Origin of the sequence: Aquimarina sp. AD10 (genome assembly GCF_003443715.1) — a bacterium.
GTDB lineage: Bacteria > Bacteroidota > Bacteroidia > Flavobacteriales > Flavobacteriaceae > Aquimarina > Aquimarina aggregata.
The window spans coordinates 1,842,361-1,861,002 of sequence record NZ_CP031965.1; the positions used below are offsets into that span (position 1 = coordinate 1,842,361).

Here is an 18,642-nt window from a genome sequence, read left to right on the forward strand (position 1 = left end):
ACTTGGTTCGGAAAACAAAATATTACTATATTTTGGGCTATTGGCATTACCCTCTTACGTTTTTCTTACTTTGTTTTCACTCAAATAAAACAGTTAAAAATAAATGCTATCATCTTTATTATAATTCAAGATTTATTATGGGTTATAGCCATTATAATTATTCTAATATTTGGTTTTTTTGATATATCGCCATTAGGTATTCTAATTATTGGTATTGTAGCATTTATCGTTTTATTTTTTGCAATAGGGCAATCTGTTGGTGTAGCTCAAGCTGGATTCATCAAAAAGAGAAAAAAGAATTAATAAAATAAAAATTAAATCCAATTAAAGAGCGGAAATGATTAAAACAAAGACAATCTAAATTATGATGTATAATTTAGATTGTCTTTGTTTTATCTTTTATTTGTTTAATACTTCAATTGCTTTATCTATACCACCATCTTTATTGTTTAAAAAATCATCATTAGATAAAAACGGTACTTGATTTGCAGTAGAAGGTCCTACTCCAATAGCCTCATAAACTTCTCCTTGAGCATCACTATAAATTTCATTTGATAATCCAATTTGTGCTCCATTAGGTAATACATGTTCTAATACGTCAGAAAATACACCGTTGGTATTCTCCCCTACTATGGTAACATTGGGCAAATCTTTTAAATACAATGTAAATATTTCGGCAGCGCTTGCAGTAAGAGGACTAGTCAATAAAACAATATCATCTGTAAACTGAAATGCTCCCTTGGGGCCTAAAGAAACATTTAAATCCTCAGTAAAACCATCTCCTAATCTAGCTTTTTTCGAAAATACCACGCGCTGTTGATCGGTAAAACGTGAGGCAATATCTGATGAAACTTTATCAAAACCTCCTTCATTAAATCTAATATCTAAAATCAGTTTAGTTACTCCGGACATTTTAATATCATTCATCATTTTGTCTAAAACCATGTTTAATGTGGTAAGTTCATTATTTATAGTAGTACCATATCCAGCCATTCCAAAAATATTAACATAAGCTATTTCATCATTTATAATCTGCCATATGATAGTTTCGGTATCATCAGATTCGTATGAACCACCAAGATAATTTTGGATAATAATCCTACCCTTTTGAATCATAATATTATCAAAATCGTCTTCACTCTCTATTATCAAATCTCCACTTAAATTCGCGTTGAGTCTCTCTAACAAAATAGAAGTTCCAGAATTTATATCGATATCTTTCTCATCATCACTTATTCCCACATGACCATCTTCTAATTTAAGAACCAACTCTTCTAAAATAGTGTAAAGGTTATCTTCGGTAACTTGATCTCTTAAATTTTCATATGCTGACCAATCTACATTGCGCAACTCAAAAAATGCATAATAATCATTAAAAATGTTCCAAAAAAAATCGAAATTAATCTTTGGATCTTTTGTTTTTGAGAGTTGTTCAGGAAGACAGCGTTTATCAAGGTTTACTAATCGTGTTAATTTAAAATTTGACAAAGACTGATCTGTTATTCCAACAAGTTCATTATCATTTACAACACTTAAGGTAATTCCAGAATCTTCTATTTTAAAACCACTATTTAAAACTACACAACCCGCATTAGACACAGAATAAACAACATCTTTATCATCTGTTATTTCTACTATGTATCCTTTATCTGCAATTAACCAAAATCCGTTCATTGGATCTTCTGGAGGTGATTGATCATCATCAGAATGACAGGAAAAAAAAACACTACATAAAAAAAATATAAAAACTGATTTTATGTTTTTTACTTTGGCAATCATATTTAATTTCATACTACTTTAATTTTTGATTAATAAATGTCACTAATAATGACAATAAAAAAACCTATAAGGTTGCATGTAAATCATTTTTTAGTTTAACTTTTTTGTTTCTTTATAAGAAAAATATGATCATTTTAAAACTGCATTTTCGATTGCATTACGCAACCCTTTAGATATATCGCATCTAATAAGTAAATCAAAAAATTACCTTGTGAAAAAATTATTATTTATCCCTTTGACGATCATATTTCTCATATCTTGCTCAGAAAGCACAGAATCAGAATTAATTCCCTTTAATTCAAAATTATTCCCTCAACAATGGCGATTAGTTGCTATGACAGGTAGTATTGCAAATATGCCTCCTATTACAGGTAGGAAAATGTCTTGGCAAGAGTCTTATACTTTAAATACTAACAAGACTTTTGTTAAATCCCGGGATACTAATGGAAATGTAAGTCTTGCTACCGGAACATATACTTTTCTTATGCTATCAGATGGCACCTATTTAGAACTTACCTACATTTCAGAAAATAACCTTATAGGCAATTGTAATAGTGATCTTAAAGAAATACTTAGATTAAATGATTCTCAAGATAAGTTAACCGCAACATGGTGGGCTTGTGATGGACCTGGTTTATTTTATGAAAGAAAACAGTAAATGTAATCATATATCTAAAGCTGGATATGATATCTTAAAGCTATAAAGTTTTGATGATAAATGGATATACAAAAAAAAATTAAATTCTTTTTATGGGTATCCATAACGAACATATTAATTCTTGCAGTAGTTTAGTACTAATAGTGAGGCTGTTATAAAATTCACTATTTGATTTAGCAAGGTGATTATGGTAAATGAACAAAGTAGACTACAAGATTTAGAAGAGTACCATATTATGGATACTCCTCCAGAGAAAGAATTAAATGACCTTGCTGAAATTGCATCTGCTCTTTGTGATACTCCAATATCACTTATATCATTATTAGATAATAAACGACAGTGGTTTAAAGCAGTTAAAGGGCTAACTGTAAAAGAAACGCCTATTAAAGATGCTTTTTGCCGATTTGCTTTACATAATGCAGATGAAGTTTTAGTAGTCGAAGATTCTTTACTTGATGATCGTTTTAGAGAAAATCTTTTGGTAATTGGTGATCCAAATATACGTTTTTATGCAGGCGCTCCTTTAAAAACGCCTAACGGAAATGTGCTAGGAACATTGTGCATTATTGATCGCAAACCTAGGTTTATGTCAAAAAACCAAAAAAAAGCTTTGAAACTTTTGGCAAGTAGAGTAATGGATTTTCTTACTACTCGAAAAATAATGATTCAACAAGCTCATAAGATTGAGTTTAATCGTAAGAGGTTAAAAAAATTAACTGATCAAGTGCCTGGTATCATTTTTCAATTCGAAATGACCCCACAAAAAGAAATGTCATTTTCATTTGTAAGCAAAGGTGTCGAACAAATGAATTCTGGATTAAACACTAATGAAATTTTAAAAAACCCTAGTGTTTTATTCAACAGCATTTATGAACAGGATTTGTCACTTGTAGAAAATAGTATTTTGAAATCATATTCTAACATGTCATTATGGGAAACAGAATTTAGAGTAGTACTTTCCAGCAATTCAAAACCCTTATGGTATAAAGGTACGGCAAAGCCTGAATCACAAAAAAATGGTAACGTAATATGGTATGGTATTATTCAAGATATTTCTTATCAGAAGGAATACGAAAAAACCATAGAACAAATTTCTTTCGATATTTCACATGTACTACGCAAACCTATTTGCACTATGCTTGGTTTAACTACATTAATTGAAAATGAAGAAATTAATGAAGAATTATTAAAAAAGTATTCTAAATACATTAGAGTTGTATCTGATGAACTGGATAACTTTACAAAAACTCTAAATGAGACCTATGCTAAGAAAAAAAAGAGAGCATACAGCAAATCACAAATTAACTAATTTTTCTTTCGTATAAGTTTATCGTATCGCTATTGTATACAATCTTCTCGTAAACCACAAAATTATAACCATTCACTATTCGAGTATAACATCTCACTTTTAAAATAAACTAAAATATGTACCTTGGTATAATTACATATTATAACAAGGAATTTTTATGATGGATAAGCCAGAGTTTTATTTTAAAAATGATCAAGAATGGCGTTCTTGGCTTCATGATAATCACCAATCATCAAATGGTATTTATCTTATTTTTTATAAAGTACAAAGTAAAAAACCCAGTATGCGCTGGGAAGAAGCTGTAAAAGTAGCCCTTTGTTATGGGTGGATCGATTCTACAGTTAAAAAGTTAGATCACGAGAGGCGCAGACAATATTTTTGTCCTCGTAAACCTAAAAGTGTTTGGAGTAAAGTAAACAAAGATTACATTATTGATTTACTCAAAAGTAATCTTATGCACCAAAGTGGTTTATTAAGTATAGAAACAGCCAAAAAGAATGGATCTTGGATAGCGCTCGATGATGTTGAAAAAGGCATAATTCCTAAAGATTTAAAACTTGCTTTTGATGCAAACCCAAAAGCTTTTAGGAATTATCAAAATTTTGCTCCAAGTTATCGTAAACATTACCTGTATTGGATCAACCAAGCCAAAAGACAAGAAACGAGAGACAAACGAATTCTAGAAATCATTAAATATTGTACCGCAAACATAAAATCAAGAGGAAATCGGTGATTCTACTCTTAAATTTAATAAAACAATAATTTTTTATTCTTTTCCTTTGATTAAAAAAACCGTGAACATTATGCAAAACCTATACTATAATACTCAACGTATCTTTCGCTATAAAAAATCATATGATCTATAAAAAAACATCATTAGATTATTATACGACTTATTATACACATGTGATCCATGATATATAACACTTATGCCTTAACAACACTTTAAGATAAATTACTCTGTAATTCGTTATTTTCGAAGCATATAAATTACACATCATGCACAAACACATCATCACATCCCTAATTCTGGGATTATTTATCATTACCTCTACACAAGCACAAAAAAATAAAAAAAACGAAAAAGAAGACGAAAAATGGAATGTTTCTAATCCCAATGGAGAATTCAACTACAAAAATCATGCTTTCTCTACTACAGAAGGAACTTGGATGAATCTGGATGTTAGTCCAGATGGCAAAACTATTGTCTTTGACCTTTTGGGTGATATTTATAGTATCCCTATTTCTGGTGGAAATGCAAAAGTATTACGCTCCGGTATCCCTTTTGAAGTACAACCACGCTTTAGTCCTGATGGAAAAAAAATATCTTTTACAAGTGATGCTGGTGGTGGTGATAATATCTGGGTAATGAATATTGATGGTAGTAACCCTAAACAACTTACTAAAGAAAAATTTAGATTGCTAAATAATGCAACGTGGATGCCCGACTCAAATTATCTAGTTGCACGAAAACACTTTACATCTCAACGTTCTTTAGGTGCAGGAGAAATGTGGCAGTATCATATTACAGGAGGTGACGGACTTCAATTAACAAAAAGAAAAAATGATCAGCAAGATGTTAATGAACCTTCAATTTCTAATGATGGAAAATATTTATACTATAGTGAAGACATGTACCCCGGAGGCTTTTTTCAGTATAACAAAGATGCCAATAAACAAATTTATGCGATTAAAAGATACAATTTTGAAAATGGTAAAACTAGTACTATCACAGGTGGTCCCGGCGGTGCATCACGACCTGAAGTATCAAGAGATGGAAAAAAATTAGCATTCATCAAAAGAGTACGCACCAAATCCGTATTGTATGTACACGACCTTGAAACTGGCGAAGAATGGCCGATCTATGATAATTTAAATAAAGATCAACAACAAGCTTGGGCCATTTTTGGAACGTATCCAAATTTTAGTTGGATGCCCAATAACAATGAAATTATCTTTTGGTCCGGGGGAAAAATTAATAAAATAAACGTAGATACTAAAACAAGTACAGACATACCATTTAAAGTAGATGCAAATATAAAAATTGCAGAAACTATTCATTATAATTCACCTGTTGCTCCAGATACATTTACTTCAAAAGTAATCAGAAATGTAGTTACTTCTCCTGATGGAAAAACTATTGTATTTAGTGCATTGGGGCAGTTATGGAGTAAAACATTACCCAAAGGAAAACCACAACGTTTAACCAACCAAAGTAAATATTTCGAATTTGAACCTAGTTTTTCTAACGATGGTAGACATATAGTTTTTGTTACCTGGAATGATGAAGAATTAGGCTCGGTAAGTAAAATACCTAGTACTGGTGGTACAGCAACCAAACTTACAACCGAAAAAGGTATCTATAGAACTCCAAAATTTAGTACATCCAATGCTTCTATCGTATATAGAAAAGAAAATGGAAATAGCGATCAAGGTTTAAGTTTTACAAAAAACACTGGTATTTACACCATGTCGTCCTCTGGATCAAACCCTAAACTTGTTATAGAAGAAGGAGAATATCCGACCTTTTCTAAAGATGGAAAACGCATATTTTATCAGACTGGTGGAACATACTTTGGGAGTCTTACTAAAGAATTGAAATCGGTTGATCTAAATGGAAAAGACAAAAGAACTCATGTTAAATCTAAATATGCTAACCGACTAGTAATTAGCCCAGATAATAAATGGATTGCTTTTACCAATCTTCATAAAGCATTTATTGCTCCCTTGGTTTTAAATGGAAAAGAAATCAACCTTGATAACAAGTCCAAAACCGTTCCTGTATCTCAAGTTTCAAAGGACGCAGGTGTAAACCTTCATTGGTCCAGAGATAGCAAAAAAATATTTTGGACGTTAGGTGATGAATATTTCACTAACAATATTAAAGATAGATTTACATTTTTACCAAACTCACCAGAAAAAGTTGGAGAAATTACTACTGCAGGTATCAAAATTGATCTTGTGGTGAAAACCGATACTCCAGAAGGCAAAATTGCATTTACAAATGCTCGAATAATCACTATGGAAGGAGACCAGGTTATTGAAGAAGGGACAATCATTATTAATAAAAACAGAATAGAAAAGATAGGCAAAGTCAATGAAATAAATGTCCCAGCAGATGCAAAAGTATATGATGTAAAAGGAAAAACAATTATGCCAGGAATTGTAGATGCACATGCTCATGTTGGAGGTTTTAGATATGGATTAACAACTCAAAAACATTGGCAGTTATATGCTAATTTGGCTTTTGGTGTTACCACAGCCCATGATCCTTCTGCTAATACAGAATCTATTTTTACAATGTCTGAAATGATTAAAAATGGACGTATGGTTGGGCCACGCCTCTACTCTACTGGGATTATATTATATGGTGCCGATGGCGATTTTAAAGCTGTTGTAAATAATTTAGAAGATGCCAGATCATCAATTAGAAGAACTAAGGCATTTGGAGCAAAGTCTGTAAAAAGCTACAATCAACCTCGTAGAGACCAACGTCAACAGGTAATTCAAGCCGCAAGAGAACTACAAATTAACGTTGTGCCAGAAGGGGGTTCTACATTTTACCATAATATGTCTATGATTATGGATGGGCATACGGGTATCGAACACAATATCCCCGTAGCTCCTGTCTATAAAGATGTAAATGAGCTTTGGAAAACAAGTAAAACCGGATATACCCCAACGCTCATTGTAAATTATGGAGGAATGAATGGAGAATATTACTTTTATCAAAAAGACAATGTCTGGGAAAACGAAAAACTTCTAAAATACACTCCAAGATCAATCGTTGATGCTAGATCAAGACATAGAACTATGGTACCAGACGAAGAATATGAAAACGGACATATTTTAGTCTCCAAAACATGTAAGGCATTAACCGATTTAGGTGTTAAAGTTAATTTAGGTGCCCATGGACAATTACAAGGACTTGGTGCACATTGGGAGTTATGGATGTTACATCAAGGAGGTATGACTCCTATTGAAGCGCTACGAGCTGCCACAATTAATGGTGCAGAATATATTGGTGCCGGAGCAGATATTGGTTCTTTAAAAGAAGGAAAATTAGCAGATCTTATTGTTTTGGATAAAAACCCTTTAGAAAACATTAGAAATACCGAAACCGTTAAGTATACCATGGTAAATGGAAGACTGTACGATACTGATTCTATGAACGAAATAGGTAATACTTCTCTAGAAAGATCAAAATTTTGGTGGGAAAACAATAAATACAGTCAAGCATTTCCTTGGCATCAGGAGTCTCAAAGTTTTATGAAACCAGGATGTGGTTGTCATATAGGTCATAATTAAAATCAAAATTTAATATTATGAAACATCTTATATATATACTGACTTGCTCCTTGTTGTTGCAAAGCTGCGTGAACCAAAAAACAGAAAGTCATGAGGTCACCAAAGAAACAAAAGAGGATATTAATTACTTTGATTATACCAATCGAGATGATCAATTTATGGGTGGGATTAAAATGATCCCTATTACCACTCCAAAAGGTGAGTTTAAAGTATGGACCAAACGAATAGGTAATAATCCCAAGATTAAAGTTCTGCTGCTGCATGGAGGTCCAGGAATGACTCATGAAATTTATGAATCCTTTGATGGTTATTTTCCACAAGAAGGAATAGAATATTATTACTATGACCAGCTTGGTTCTTATTATAGCGATCAACCAAAAGATAAAAGTCTATGGGATCTTGATCGTTTTGTTGAAGAAGTCGAACAAGTACGCATCGCTTTAGGTTTAAATAAAGACAATTTTTATCTCTATGGGCAATCTTGGGGAGGTATATTAGGGATGCAATATGCACTAAAATATCAGCAAAATCTAAAAGGATTAATTATCTCCAATATGGTCGCTTCTATACCTGATTATCAAAAATATTCTGACGAAGTATTAGCACCACAATTAGATCCTGAAGTCTTAAAAGAGATCATGAGTTATGAAGATAAAGAAGACTATAGCAATGAGCGGTATCTGGATTTAATAGTCCAGAATTACTATACTAAACATATTATTAGAATGCCTGTAGATCAATGGCCCGATCCTATTAATCGAGGCTTCAAACATCTTAACCCCGATGTATATGTAACAATGCAAGGACCAAGTGAATTTGGTATTAAAGGTGATGCCACACTTAAAAATTGGGATGTAAAAGATCAACTTTCTAAAATTACAACACCAACTTTGGCTATTGGTGCTCAGTATGATACAATGAATCCTAAAGAAATGGAATGGATTGCTAATGAAGTACAGAACGGCAGCTATTTACACTGCCCTAATGGTAGTCATTTATCTCAGTTTGATGACCAAAAGATTTTTTTTGAAGGTCTCATTAAATTTATTAAAGATGTAGATAATCAAAACTTTGATCAGGACAATTCTTAAATACAGGTTCTAAATGAAAAAAATATAATGAGAAACTTTCTTTTTACAATACTAACAATAAGCCTACTAAGCTGTTCGCAAAAAGAAAAAGAGCACTTTGATATTGTTATTTCAAATATCAATCAAATCCAGATTGAAAATGGAGATATTGCTAGCAAAACTGTTTTCATATCTAATGGAAAAATCGTAAAAATCACCAATTTTGATAGTATTAAAAATTATGTCGCCGAACATAAAATTAATGGTAAAGGAAAATTCTTACTCCCGGGGTTTTGGGATAATCATATTCATTTAAGAGGTGGTGAAACCTTAATCGAAGAAAACAAAAGATTATTACCTTTATTTATAGCTAATGGAATTACAAGTGTAAGAGATGCTGGAGGTGATCTTACCACTGAAGTTTTGCAATGGAGAAAAGACATTAAAAACAATTCATTAATAGGCCCTACTATATACACTTCGGGACCAAAACTTGATGGTAAAGATGCTACTTGGGCAGGTTCATTAGTAGTAGAATCTAGTAATGATATAAATTCGGCATTAGATTCATTACAAAAAATACCTTCAGATTTTGTAAAAATATATGATAGCAAAATTTCAAGAGATAATTATTTAGAAATCTTGAAAGAAGCTACAAAAAGAAATATGATTTCCTCTGGTCATATGCCTTTTACAGTAGAACTTAATGAGGCTGTTTTTTCTGGCATTAATGCTATTGAACATTTATACTATGTTTTAAAAGGTTGTTCTTCTAATGAAAAAGAAATAACACAAGCTATTATAAATAAAGAAATCGGTTTTTGGGATTCGATGGAACAATTAATTAACTCCTATGAAGATACTACTGCTCAAAAGACATTTACGTTATTAAAAAATCATGACACCTATGTTGTACCAACACTTCATATAGGCAATGTATTAAGTTATATCGATGAAGTAGATCATACACAAGATCCCTATTTAAAAATTATAGGACCAGGAATTATCGATACTTATAAAGGAAGAATCAATCGTGCTTTAAATGCTTCAAATGAAGCTAAAAAATCTAGAAAAGAATTAAATACTTTTTTTAAAAAACTATCCAAATCATTGAATGACGCTGGTGTTAAATTATTAGCAGGGTCAGATAGTGGTGCTTATAATTCTTATACTTATTCAGGTATTTCATTACATAAAGAACTAGAAGCAATGGTAAATGCTGGCATATCCCCTATTAAAGCCATTCAAGCATCATCTTTAAATGGTTCTAAATATTTAAAAAAAGATAGTCAAACCGGAACAATATCCGTTAATAAAGCATCAGACTTGGTAATTTTAAATTCAAATCCTTTATTAGATATAAAAAGTACTCGTGATATTTATCGAGTAATTAAAGGAAATCAAATATTTGATCCCGTCGTGATTGCAAAGCAATATGATTGCTCAGAATGTTTTATCATCAATCATTAAATAAGTAACCTATGAAAAAGTTTTTATTTATAATTCTTACAATACTTGTAACGTCATGTGCGCAACCACAGAAACAAATTAGTAAAACCGCAATTTTAATTACAGATGCCACTATTATTAATGTCCTTGACGGTTCTTTACAAGAAAAACAGCAAATCGTAATCGATTCTGGTAAAATAAAAAGCATAAGTAACATTGTCGAAAATGCAGATAAGTATACTACTCATATTAATGCATCAGGAAAGTATGTACTTCCTGGACTAGCAGAAATGCATGCACATATACCTCAACCCTCAACAAATAAAGAACGTATAGAAGATGTGTTATTTTTATATCTCTCTAACGGAATTACAACCATTAGAGGAATGTTAGGACATCCAACTCATTTAAAACTTCGTCAAGAAGCAAATACTAATCAAATTGTAAGTCCTAGAATTTTTACTTCTAGTCCATCACTGAATGGAAATTCAATTAAAACTAAAGAAGAAGCAATTACTAAGGTTACCGCTTATAAAAAAGAAGGGTATGATTTTCTGAAAATTCACCCAGGAATTAAACTTGATGTATTTAATCAGGTCGTAAAAACTGCAAAAGATGTAGGTATCCCTTTTTCAGGACACGTACCCGTTGATGTCGGTGTGCGCAATGCCTTAAAAAGTAAATATGCGTCTATAGATCATATCGATGGTTTTCTCGAAGGTCTCGTTCCAGAATCTGAAAACGTAAACCCAAACGACAATGGATTTTTTGGTTATAATTTTACTCCATTAGCAGATGAAAGTAAAATTGAAGAATTAGTACAATTAGCAAATTCTAATGAGATTTGGATTGTACCAACACAAAGTCTATATGAAAGATGGTTCGCGCCTATAACAGCTGAAGAACTTCTAAAAGATCCCGAAATGAAATATATGCCTGCCTCTACCTTGCAAAATTGGAAAGAACGTAAAGGACAGTATACAAAGGGCAATCCGAATTTTAACGAACCTCAATGGAAACAGTTTAATAACATTAGAAGAAAGTTGTTAAAACAATTAAATGATAATGGTGGTAGAATATTACTTGGATCTGATGCTCCACAGCTATTCAATGTTCCAGGGTTTTCTATTCATCATGAAATCGATGGAATGATAGGTGCGGGATTAACTCCATTACAAATTATCCAATCAGGAACGATAAACCCAGCAAAATTTTTAGGAAAAGAAGATACTTTTGGGCAAATAAAAGTAGGTCTCGATGCAGATATATTGATTCTTAATGCCAACCCCATTGATAACATTAAAGCGTTACAACAAATTAATGGTGTACTCTATAGAGGACAATGGTTATCTAAAAAAACTATTGAATCTAAACTTGAAAAAATTGCTATAGAAGCATCTAAAAACTAGCAACAGCTATGACTACAAATTCAACACAAAACATATTACTTTGGACAATTCTGCTGATTCTTTTTGTTCCTCAGAATGGAAAGGCTCAACAAATCAAGGTTCCTAAAGATACTACAATAGTTACCAATCACACTACAAATATAAAAGGGAAAACTATTCCTTATAAAGCAACGGTAGGGTTTCAACCCGTTTGGGATCAAAACAGAAAACAAATAGCCTCATTATCCTATACCTATTATAAAAGAACTGATATAAAAAATGATCAGAACAGACCCCTACTAATCTCTTTTAATGGTGGACCAGGATCTGGTTCGGTTTGGATGCATATTGCATATACAGGGCCTCGAATCCTTAAAATCGATGAAGAAGGTTTTCCTATTCAACCCTACGGTGTTAAATCTAATCCTAATTCTATTTTAGATGTAGCCGATATCGTATTTATTAACCCAGTCAATACTGGTTATTCAAGAATGATAATGGATGCCGAGGGTAAAATGCCCGAAAAAGAAGTTTTCTTTGGAGTAAATGCAGATATAAAATATCTCGCCAGTTGGGTAAATACTTTTGTTACTAGATATAACAGATGGAGATCTCCGAAATATCTTATTGGCGAAAGTTATGGAACCACAAGAGTTTCTGGGTTGGCCTTTGAATTACAAAATAACCATTGGATGTACCTTAACGGTGTTATTTTGGTTTCGCCAACTCAAATAGGATTTAAATTTGATGGACCTGTAGAAGTAGCAAATCGTCTACCTTATTTTGCCGCTGCAGCTTGGTATCACAAAATGTTACCTTCAGAATTACAAAGTAAAGATTTATTAGAAGTATTACCCGAAGTAGAACAGTATGCGGTAAATAAACTACTTCCTGCTATTGTAAAAAGTGGATATTTAGATGCTTCAATAGAAGAAGAAGTAATTACAAAAATGGCATATTATTCAGGTTTGTCTAAAAAAACTATAAAACAACATAATCTCGAGGTTCCTAAAAGTTATTTTTGGAAAGATTTACTACGAAATCGTGATGGATTTACTATTGGAAGATTAGACTCTAGGTACAAGGGGATGGATATCAAAGAGGCTGGTGAAATGCCTGATTATAATAGTGAGTTAACCGCTTGGCTTCATGCTTTTACTCCAGCTATTAATTATTACTACACACAAGAATTAAATTTTAAAACGGATCTTAAATATAATATGTTTGGGCCCGTTCGCCCTTGGGATAGAACAGAAAATAACGCAGGAGAAAGCCTAAGAAAAGCAATGGCGATGAATGCCAATTTACATACAATGATTCAATCAGGATATTATGATGGTGCTACCACATATTTTAATGCCAAATATGTAATGTGGCAGCTCAATACTAATCGAAAATTAACAGATCGACTTAGTTTTAAAGGATATCGTAGTGGTCATATGATGTATCTTAGAAACGAAGATTTGATTAAGGCAAATGATGATATTAGAGATTTTATCATAAAATCCTCTACCACTATTAGTAAAGGTTCAAAGTATTAGAGACTTCAAAACATGCTAAAGAATAGCAAATCAAAATTCTTGTTTATTGAAATTCTGTTTATCTTTAAATCAAAAAACACATATCCAACTTAATTAATACTATGCAATTAGCACAAGTAAATATAGCAGAAATGCTAGCGCCAATAGACGATCCTATTATGGCTGATTTTGTAAATAACCTTGATCGAATTAATGAACTTGCCGAAAAAAGTGATGGTTTTGTATGGAGACTTAAAGGTGACGAGGGTAATGCAACAGCAATAACAGTATTTGATAATTTATTCTTGATCATTAATATGTCTGTATGGAAAGATTCAGAATCATTATTTGATTTTGTATATAAAACAGCACATTCTGATATTTTAAAACGTAAAAAAGAATGGTTTCATAAATTACCGCGGATGCATATGGCATTTTGGTATATCGAAAACGGACATGAACCTACTCCAGAAGAAGCAAAAGAACGTCTTTACTATTTGCAAGAACACGGGGAAACGCCTTATTCTTTTTCTTTTAAAAGCAAGTTTACAGAAACAGATGCTAAAGAATATATTCCGAAAAAATAAGGATATTTACTCACAAAATGGCTTTGACACCAAAGATTATACTACTTTTTTTCTGTCTTGTATATTGTAATTTATTTGGCATACAGGAGCAAATAAAATTTGAAAAAGAACAGCGGATAAAAAAAGTACAAGTACCACAAAATGCATTGTCATTTATAGACTCTTGTTTTACACAAAAGAAAATAAAATGGTTTGCCGAAAAAAGTCAAGACGGAAAAACATTTGAAGCCAAGGCTAAATATAATAACTACAGATATAGTATCGAATTTGATACATCAGGGAACCTTATTGATATAGAGAAAACGATTCCTTATAAAAGTTTGCCTACAGAGATCAAGACCAAAATTAATCTTAGATTATCTAAAGCTTTCTTGAAACCAAAAATTATTAAAATTCAAGAGCAATGGGTAGGCAATAAAAAAGCACTCCTACAACTAATTAAAAAAGGTAATACATCAGAACAGTATGTTTTAAATTATGAAATAGTACTTAAGGCTAAAAAAAGTGGTGCTTTTAAAATGTTTGAAGTGCTTATCAATACTAACGGAGAAATTATCAAAACGTTAGAAATTATTGAACGTAATACAGATAACTTAGAATTTTAGTAAAAAGATATAAGTTAATGAGGAAAACTTTTTATTTATTTTTCTGTATCATGATATATTCATTCTCCTGGTCGCAATCTACGTTTACCTCTGGTTTGTTACCACGAATAAGAATATCATCTAAGTTAACAAACACTATTAAATGGGTAAACGGTATAGAATCCAGGCAACTCTTTACAGATAATACTAAGAAAAACTCCTTTGACTATTTCTTAACAGATATATCTTCTCTAGCATCCTTTAAAATTGGACATAATAGCTCTCTTAATGGTGGATATTTGTTAAGAATTGAAGATAATCAAGTAACCCATAGAACTATTCAACAGTATAGTTTTGTGTATTCTTATCATGCTATACGAGTAGGCCATAGATTTGTAACCGATCAGACATTTAGTACTACTACTTTACCTAAATATAGAGGTCGTTATAGAGTAACTTTAGAAAAACCACTTAACGGAGATAAAATAAACCCAAATGAGTTCTACATAAAACTAAGTAATGAATATTTGTTTTCATATCAAGACAGTAAATTAGATATTGAACTTAGAGTATTGCCATTTTTAGGTTATGAGCTTAATCTTAAAAACAAGATAGAAGCAGGTATTGATTATCGTCTTAGTAAATTCATAAATTCAGATCCAAAAAACACGCTATGGTTTACAATTAATTGGTTTTATACCATTCAAAATCTTAAGAATAAAAAGTAACTGGATACAAAGGATTAACTCTATTTTATAATGAAGTTTCTAACAAAATATATACATTAGTTATATAAATCAATAACAATGTCAGCAATTATCAAAATAAGACCTTTAGGATTTCCATGGGAAACGAATGATCCTTTTTTATTCTGTGCATATCATGAAGATCAATATCCTAAAGGAAATGGAAAATTAGGTCCAGAAGCTTCGTTAAATGGACGTAATATCGGGCAAGATTTTACACTTAAAGATGGTTGGAGAATGTATCATGGTAGTAAAATCCCTGGATTCCCCGCACATCCCCATAGAGGTTTTGAAACAGTAACTATTGCCCAGCATGGGCTAGTTGACCATTCGGATTCTCTGGGAGCGGCAGGCAGATTTGGCAATGGTGATGTGCAATGGATGACCGCTGGTAAAGGAGTACAACATTCAGAAATGTTCCCTTTACTTAAAACAGAAGAAGAAAACCCTTTATTACTTTTTCAAATTTGGCTTAATCTTCCAAGGGAGAAAAAAATGGTAGAACCGTATTTCAAAATGCTTTGGAATGAAGACATACCTATCATAAAGTTAACAGATGAAAATCAAAAAGTTATCGAAATTACATTAGTAGCAGGTACACTTAATAACCACATAGCACCAGAACCTGCACCAAATTCATGGGCAGCAAACCCTGAAAATGAAATACTAATATCAACAATAAAAATAGATGCTAATGCAAAATATACTTTTCCTAAAGCTTCTTTAGGAATTAATCGATCTATATACTTTTTCAAAGGAACTGAAATAATGGGCGAAGAATCTACAATCCCTGTTAATCATGAAATTGTTTTGAACGCTAATCAGGAGTTCACAATAAAAAATGGCGATACCACAGCACACATACTCCTATTACAAGGCAAACCAATAAATGAACCTGTTGTTAAACATGGGCCTTTTGTAATGAATAGTCAAATTGAAATTCGAGAAGCAATACAAGAATACCAACAAACCGAATTCGGAGGATGGCCTTGGCCCGGTTATGATCATGTTCATGATAAACGTAAAGGTCGTTTTGCACTGTACCCTGACGGAACAGAAATTGTAAAGTGATGTAACTTTTAAAATACGAAAAGAAATAAATTAGCAACATTAGTTTCATATACTTTAACATTATATTATCTTTAAGCATATCATTGTCAATATCTAAGAAGATTTTACCTGAATGTTTGCTAGAAATACGCTTTTCTTACTCCTAACCTTTTTTCTATATTCAACATTCTTTGTTTCTTGTTCAAAGAAAGAAATTTTAACAGATGACGAAAAAAAATGGCTTGATAATAATAAGGTTACCTTAGGATTTTTCCCCTACTACCCTCCATATGAATTTGTAAGTAAAGAAAATGAAATCATAGGATTCTTTGTAGAATACTTTGATTTGATAGAAGAAAAAATTAATTATAAATTCGACAGGAAATATTATGTAGAGTGGCCAGATGTAATGCATGATGCAAAAAATCAAAATGTTGATATAATTTCTCAAATACAAGCCACTCCAGAAAGAAAAGAATATTTAAACTTTTATGCAGAGTTGTTCGAGTCTAAACATGTTCTTGTTACAAGAAAGAACTCTTTGTTTGACACTATTGATGATTTTAAAAATAAAATTATTACGATCCCCGAAGATTATGCCATTTTAGATATTCTAAAACTTAAATACCCTAATCATAACTTTGTAGAAGATGAAGATGACCTAAAATGCCTTCAAAAATTAAACTCTGGAGAATACGATGCCTATATAGGTCCAAGGTCTGTTATTAATTTTTTGATAAAAAACAAAGAACTTAACAACCTACAAATTGCTTCTGAAACAAATCTTTCATATAAGCCAGGTCTATCCGTTCATAAAAACAATAGGGTTTTAAACAATATTATTAGAAAAGCAGTAAACAGTATTTCTGAATCAGAAAAAGAAGATCTAATTGGAAATTGGTTGTATACACAAACACAACCTTTTTATAAAAAAAATAATTTTCTGATTCCTTTTATCATAATTTTATTGTCGGTATTAAGTACCATATTGGGCATTAATTTTTATTTAAATTATATTGTAAAAAAGAAAACAAAAGAACTAAGAATTTCGAAAGAGATTGCCGAGAAAGACAATCAACTTAAAACAGCATTCATTAATAATATTTCACATGAAATTCGAACACCAATGAATGGAATCATTGGATTTTCAAAGTTTCTTGAAGAATCACTTACAAGTACCGAAAAAGAAAAATACACTAAAATTATTATCAATAGTAGTAAACAACTTATCACTACTATGGATAACATTCTTGAGATTTCTAAACTACAAACGCAACAGGTCGCCCTTAATCTCAAAAAAACTGATGTATTCAAGTTATTGGATCAAGTGTTTTCTAATTTTGAAGAGAAGGCAAAGAAAAAAGAGATTGCTCTTATTCTTAATAATAATTTATTAGAACATGAACGATTTGCGCTGCTTGATCAATCTAAATTAAATCAAGTTATTTCAAGTTTAATCGAAAATGCAGTTAAATTTACAGAAATAGGTGCTGTGCTTATCTCATGTAATATTTTAAATTCATCACTTATCATCGCCATTAGAGACTCTGGGATAGGAATAAATTCAAAAGATCAAAAAAATATTTTTAAAAGTTTTTCTCAATCAGAGAACCAAATTTCACGAAGATATGGTGGCCTAGGTTTAGGATTGACTATTGCTAAAGAGAATGTTAGTTTAATGGGAGGTAAATTATCATTTTCTTCTATTCAAAATCAGGGATCCACTTTTAGGCTTGAACTACCATATTCTATTATTAAAACACAAAACTCAAATGTTTCTGAACAAAATGACTCTCAGTCTAGTAAACTCAAAGAATATAGAGCATTAATAGCCGAAGATGGTGAGGTCAATTTTTTATTCCTCAAAACTATATTAATGAAAATAGAAAACTACTTATTTGTCGTATATCGGGCAAAAAATGGTAAAGAAGCGGTAGATTTTTGTAAAAACAATGATTATTTGGATATCGTTTTTATGGATATAAAAATGCCCGAAATGGATGGATATGAAGCTACAAGGCTCATAAAAAAAATGAATACCCAACTCCCGGTTGTAGCCCAAACTGCATATTCTAGTAATGAAGATATTCATAATGCCTTTGCTGCCGGATGTGACGATTTTATTTCAAAACCCGTAGATCCAAAAGCATTAAAAAAAATAATTGAAAAATACCTAGTAATTTCTTCTTCCTGA

General features: G+C 31.5%; 14 protein-coding genes. 13 read left to right on the forward strand and 1 reads right to left on the reverse strand.

Features of this window, described 5'->3' with window-relative positions; translation table 11 throughout:
* Positions 1–399: 399 nt before the first annotated feature.
* Positions 400–1,791, reverse strand: coding sequence for a S41 family peptidase (locus D1816_RS07760; RefSeq protein ID WP_118502035.1), 1,392 nt, complete (start codon positions 1,789–1,791; stop codon positions 400–402).
* A 199-nt stretch (positions 1,792–1,990) separates the two neighbouring features.
* Here D1816_RS07760 and D1816_RS07765 point away from each other — a divergent pair, with 199 nt between their 5' ends.
* The 13 genes from D1816_RS07765 to D1816_RS07825 all read left to right on the forward strand — a co-directional run bounded on the left by D1816_RS07765 (position 1,991) and on the right by D1816_RS07825 (position 18,642).
* Positions 1,991–2,437 carry a hypothetical protein gene (locus D1816_RS07765; protein ID WP_199729935.1) on the forward strand — a complete coding sequence of 149 codons (447 nt, stop codon included), beginning with the start codon at positions 1,991–1,993 and terminating at the stop codon, positions 2,435–2,437.
* Positions 2,438–2,624: 187 nt separating this feature from the next.
* Positions 2,625–3,746 (forward strand): GAF domain-containing protein, encoded by a 1,122-nt coding sequence (locus D1816_RS07770; protein WP_118502039.1) that lies wholly within the window; start codon positions 2,625–2,627, stop codon positions 3,744–3,746.
* 157 nt (positions 3,747–3,903) lie between these two features.
* Positions 3,904–4,479 (forward strand): YdeI family protein, encoded by a 576-nt coding sequence (locus D1816_RS07775; RefSeq protein ID WP_118502041.1) that lies wholly within the window; start codon positions 3,904–3,906, stop codon positions 4,477–4,479.
* 266 nt (positions 4,480–4,745) lie between these two features.
* The gene (locus D1816_RS07780) at positions 4,746–8,054 is read left to right on the forward strand and encodes an amidohydrolase family protein (RefSeq protein ID WP_118502043.1); all 3,309 of its coding nucleotides are present in this window, start codon (positions 4,746–4,748) and stop codon (positions 8,052–8,054) included.
* A 17-nt stretch (positions 8,055–8,071) separates the two neighbouring features.
* A complete protein-coding gene (locus D1816_RS07785; protein WP_066318280.1) occupies positions 8,072–9,145 on the forward strand; it encodes a proline iminopeptidase-family hydrolase in 1,074 nt (357 codons plus the stop codon).
* Positions 9,146–9,172: 27 nt separating this feature from the next.
* Positions 9,173–10,594: an amidohydrolase family protein gene (locus D1816_RS07790; RefSeq protein WP_118502045.1), complete on the forward strand. Its 1,422-nt coding sequence runs from the start codon at positions 9,173–9,175 to the stop codon at positions 10,592–10,594.
* A gap of 11 nt (positions 10,595–10,605) precedes the next feature.
* Positions 10,606–11,982 carry an amidohydrolase family protein gene (locus D1816_RS07795; protein ID WP_066318285.1) on the forward strand — a complete coding sequence of 459 codons (1,377 nt, stop codon included), beginning with the start codon at positions 10,606–10,608 and terminating at the stop codon, positions 11,980–11,982.
* Between the two features lie 8 nt (positions 11,983–11,990).
* Complete coding sequence (locus D1816_RS07800) at positions 11,991–13,502, forward strand: S10 family peptidase (protein ID WP_118502047.1); 1,512 nt, start codon at positions 11,991–11,993, stop codon at positions 13,500–13,502.
* A 101-nt stretch (positions 13,503–13,603) separates the two neighbouring features.
* Positions 13,604–14,068 (forward strand): DUF3291 domain-containing protein, encoded by a 465-nt coding sequence (locus D1816_RS07805; protein ID WP_066318291.1) that lies wholly within the window; start codon positions 13,604–13,606, stop codon positions 14,066–14,068.
* A 17-nt stretch (positions 14,069–14,085) separates the two neighbouring features.
* Positions 14,086–14,673, forward strand: a complete 588-nt coding sequence (locus D1816_RS07810) for a hypothetical protein (RefSeq protein WP_118502049.1) — start codon at positions 14,086–14,088, stop codon at positions 14,671–14,673.
* A 50-nt stretch (positions 14,674–14,723) separates the two neighbouring features.
* Complete coding sequence (locus tag D1816_RS07815) at positions 14,724–15,380, forward strand: DUF2490 domain-containing protein (RefSeq protein WP_158597715.1); 657 nt, start codon at positions 14,724–14,726, stop codon at positions 15,378–15,380.
* A 78-nt stretch (positions 15,381–15,458) separates the two neighbouring features.
* Entirely contained in the window at positions 15,459–16,469 is a 1,011-nt protein-coding gene (locus D1816_RS07820; protein ID WP_118502053.1) for a pirin family protein, read from the forward strand.
* A 112-nt stretch (positions 16,470–16,581) separates the two neighbouring features.
* Positions 16,582–18,642: a transporter substrate-binding domain-containing protein gene (locus tag D1816_RS07825; RefSeq protein WP_082832559.1), complete on the forward strand. Its 2,061-nt coding sequence runs from the start codon at positions 16,582–16,584 to the stop codon at positions 18,640–18,642.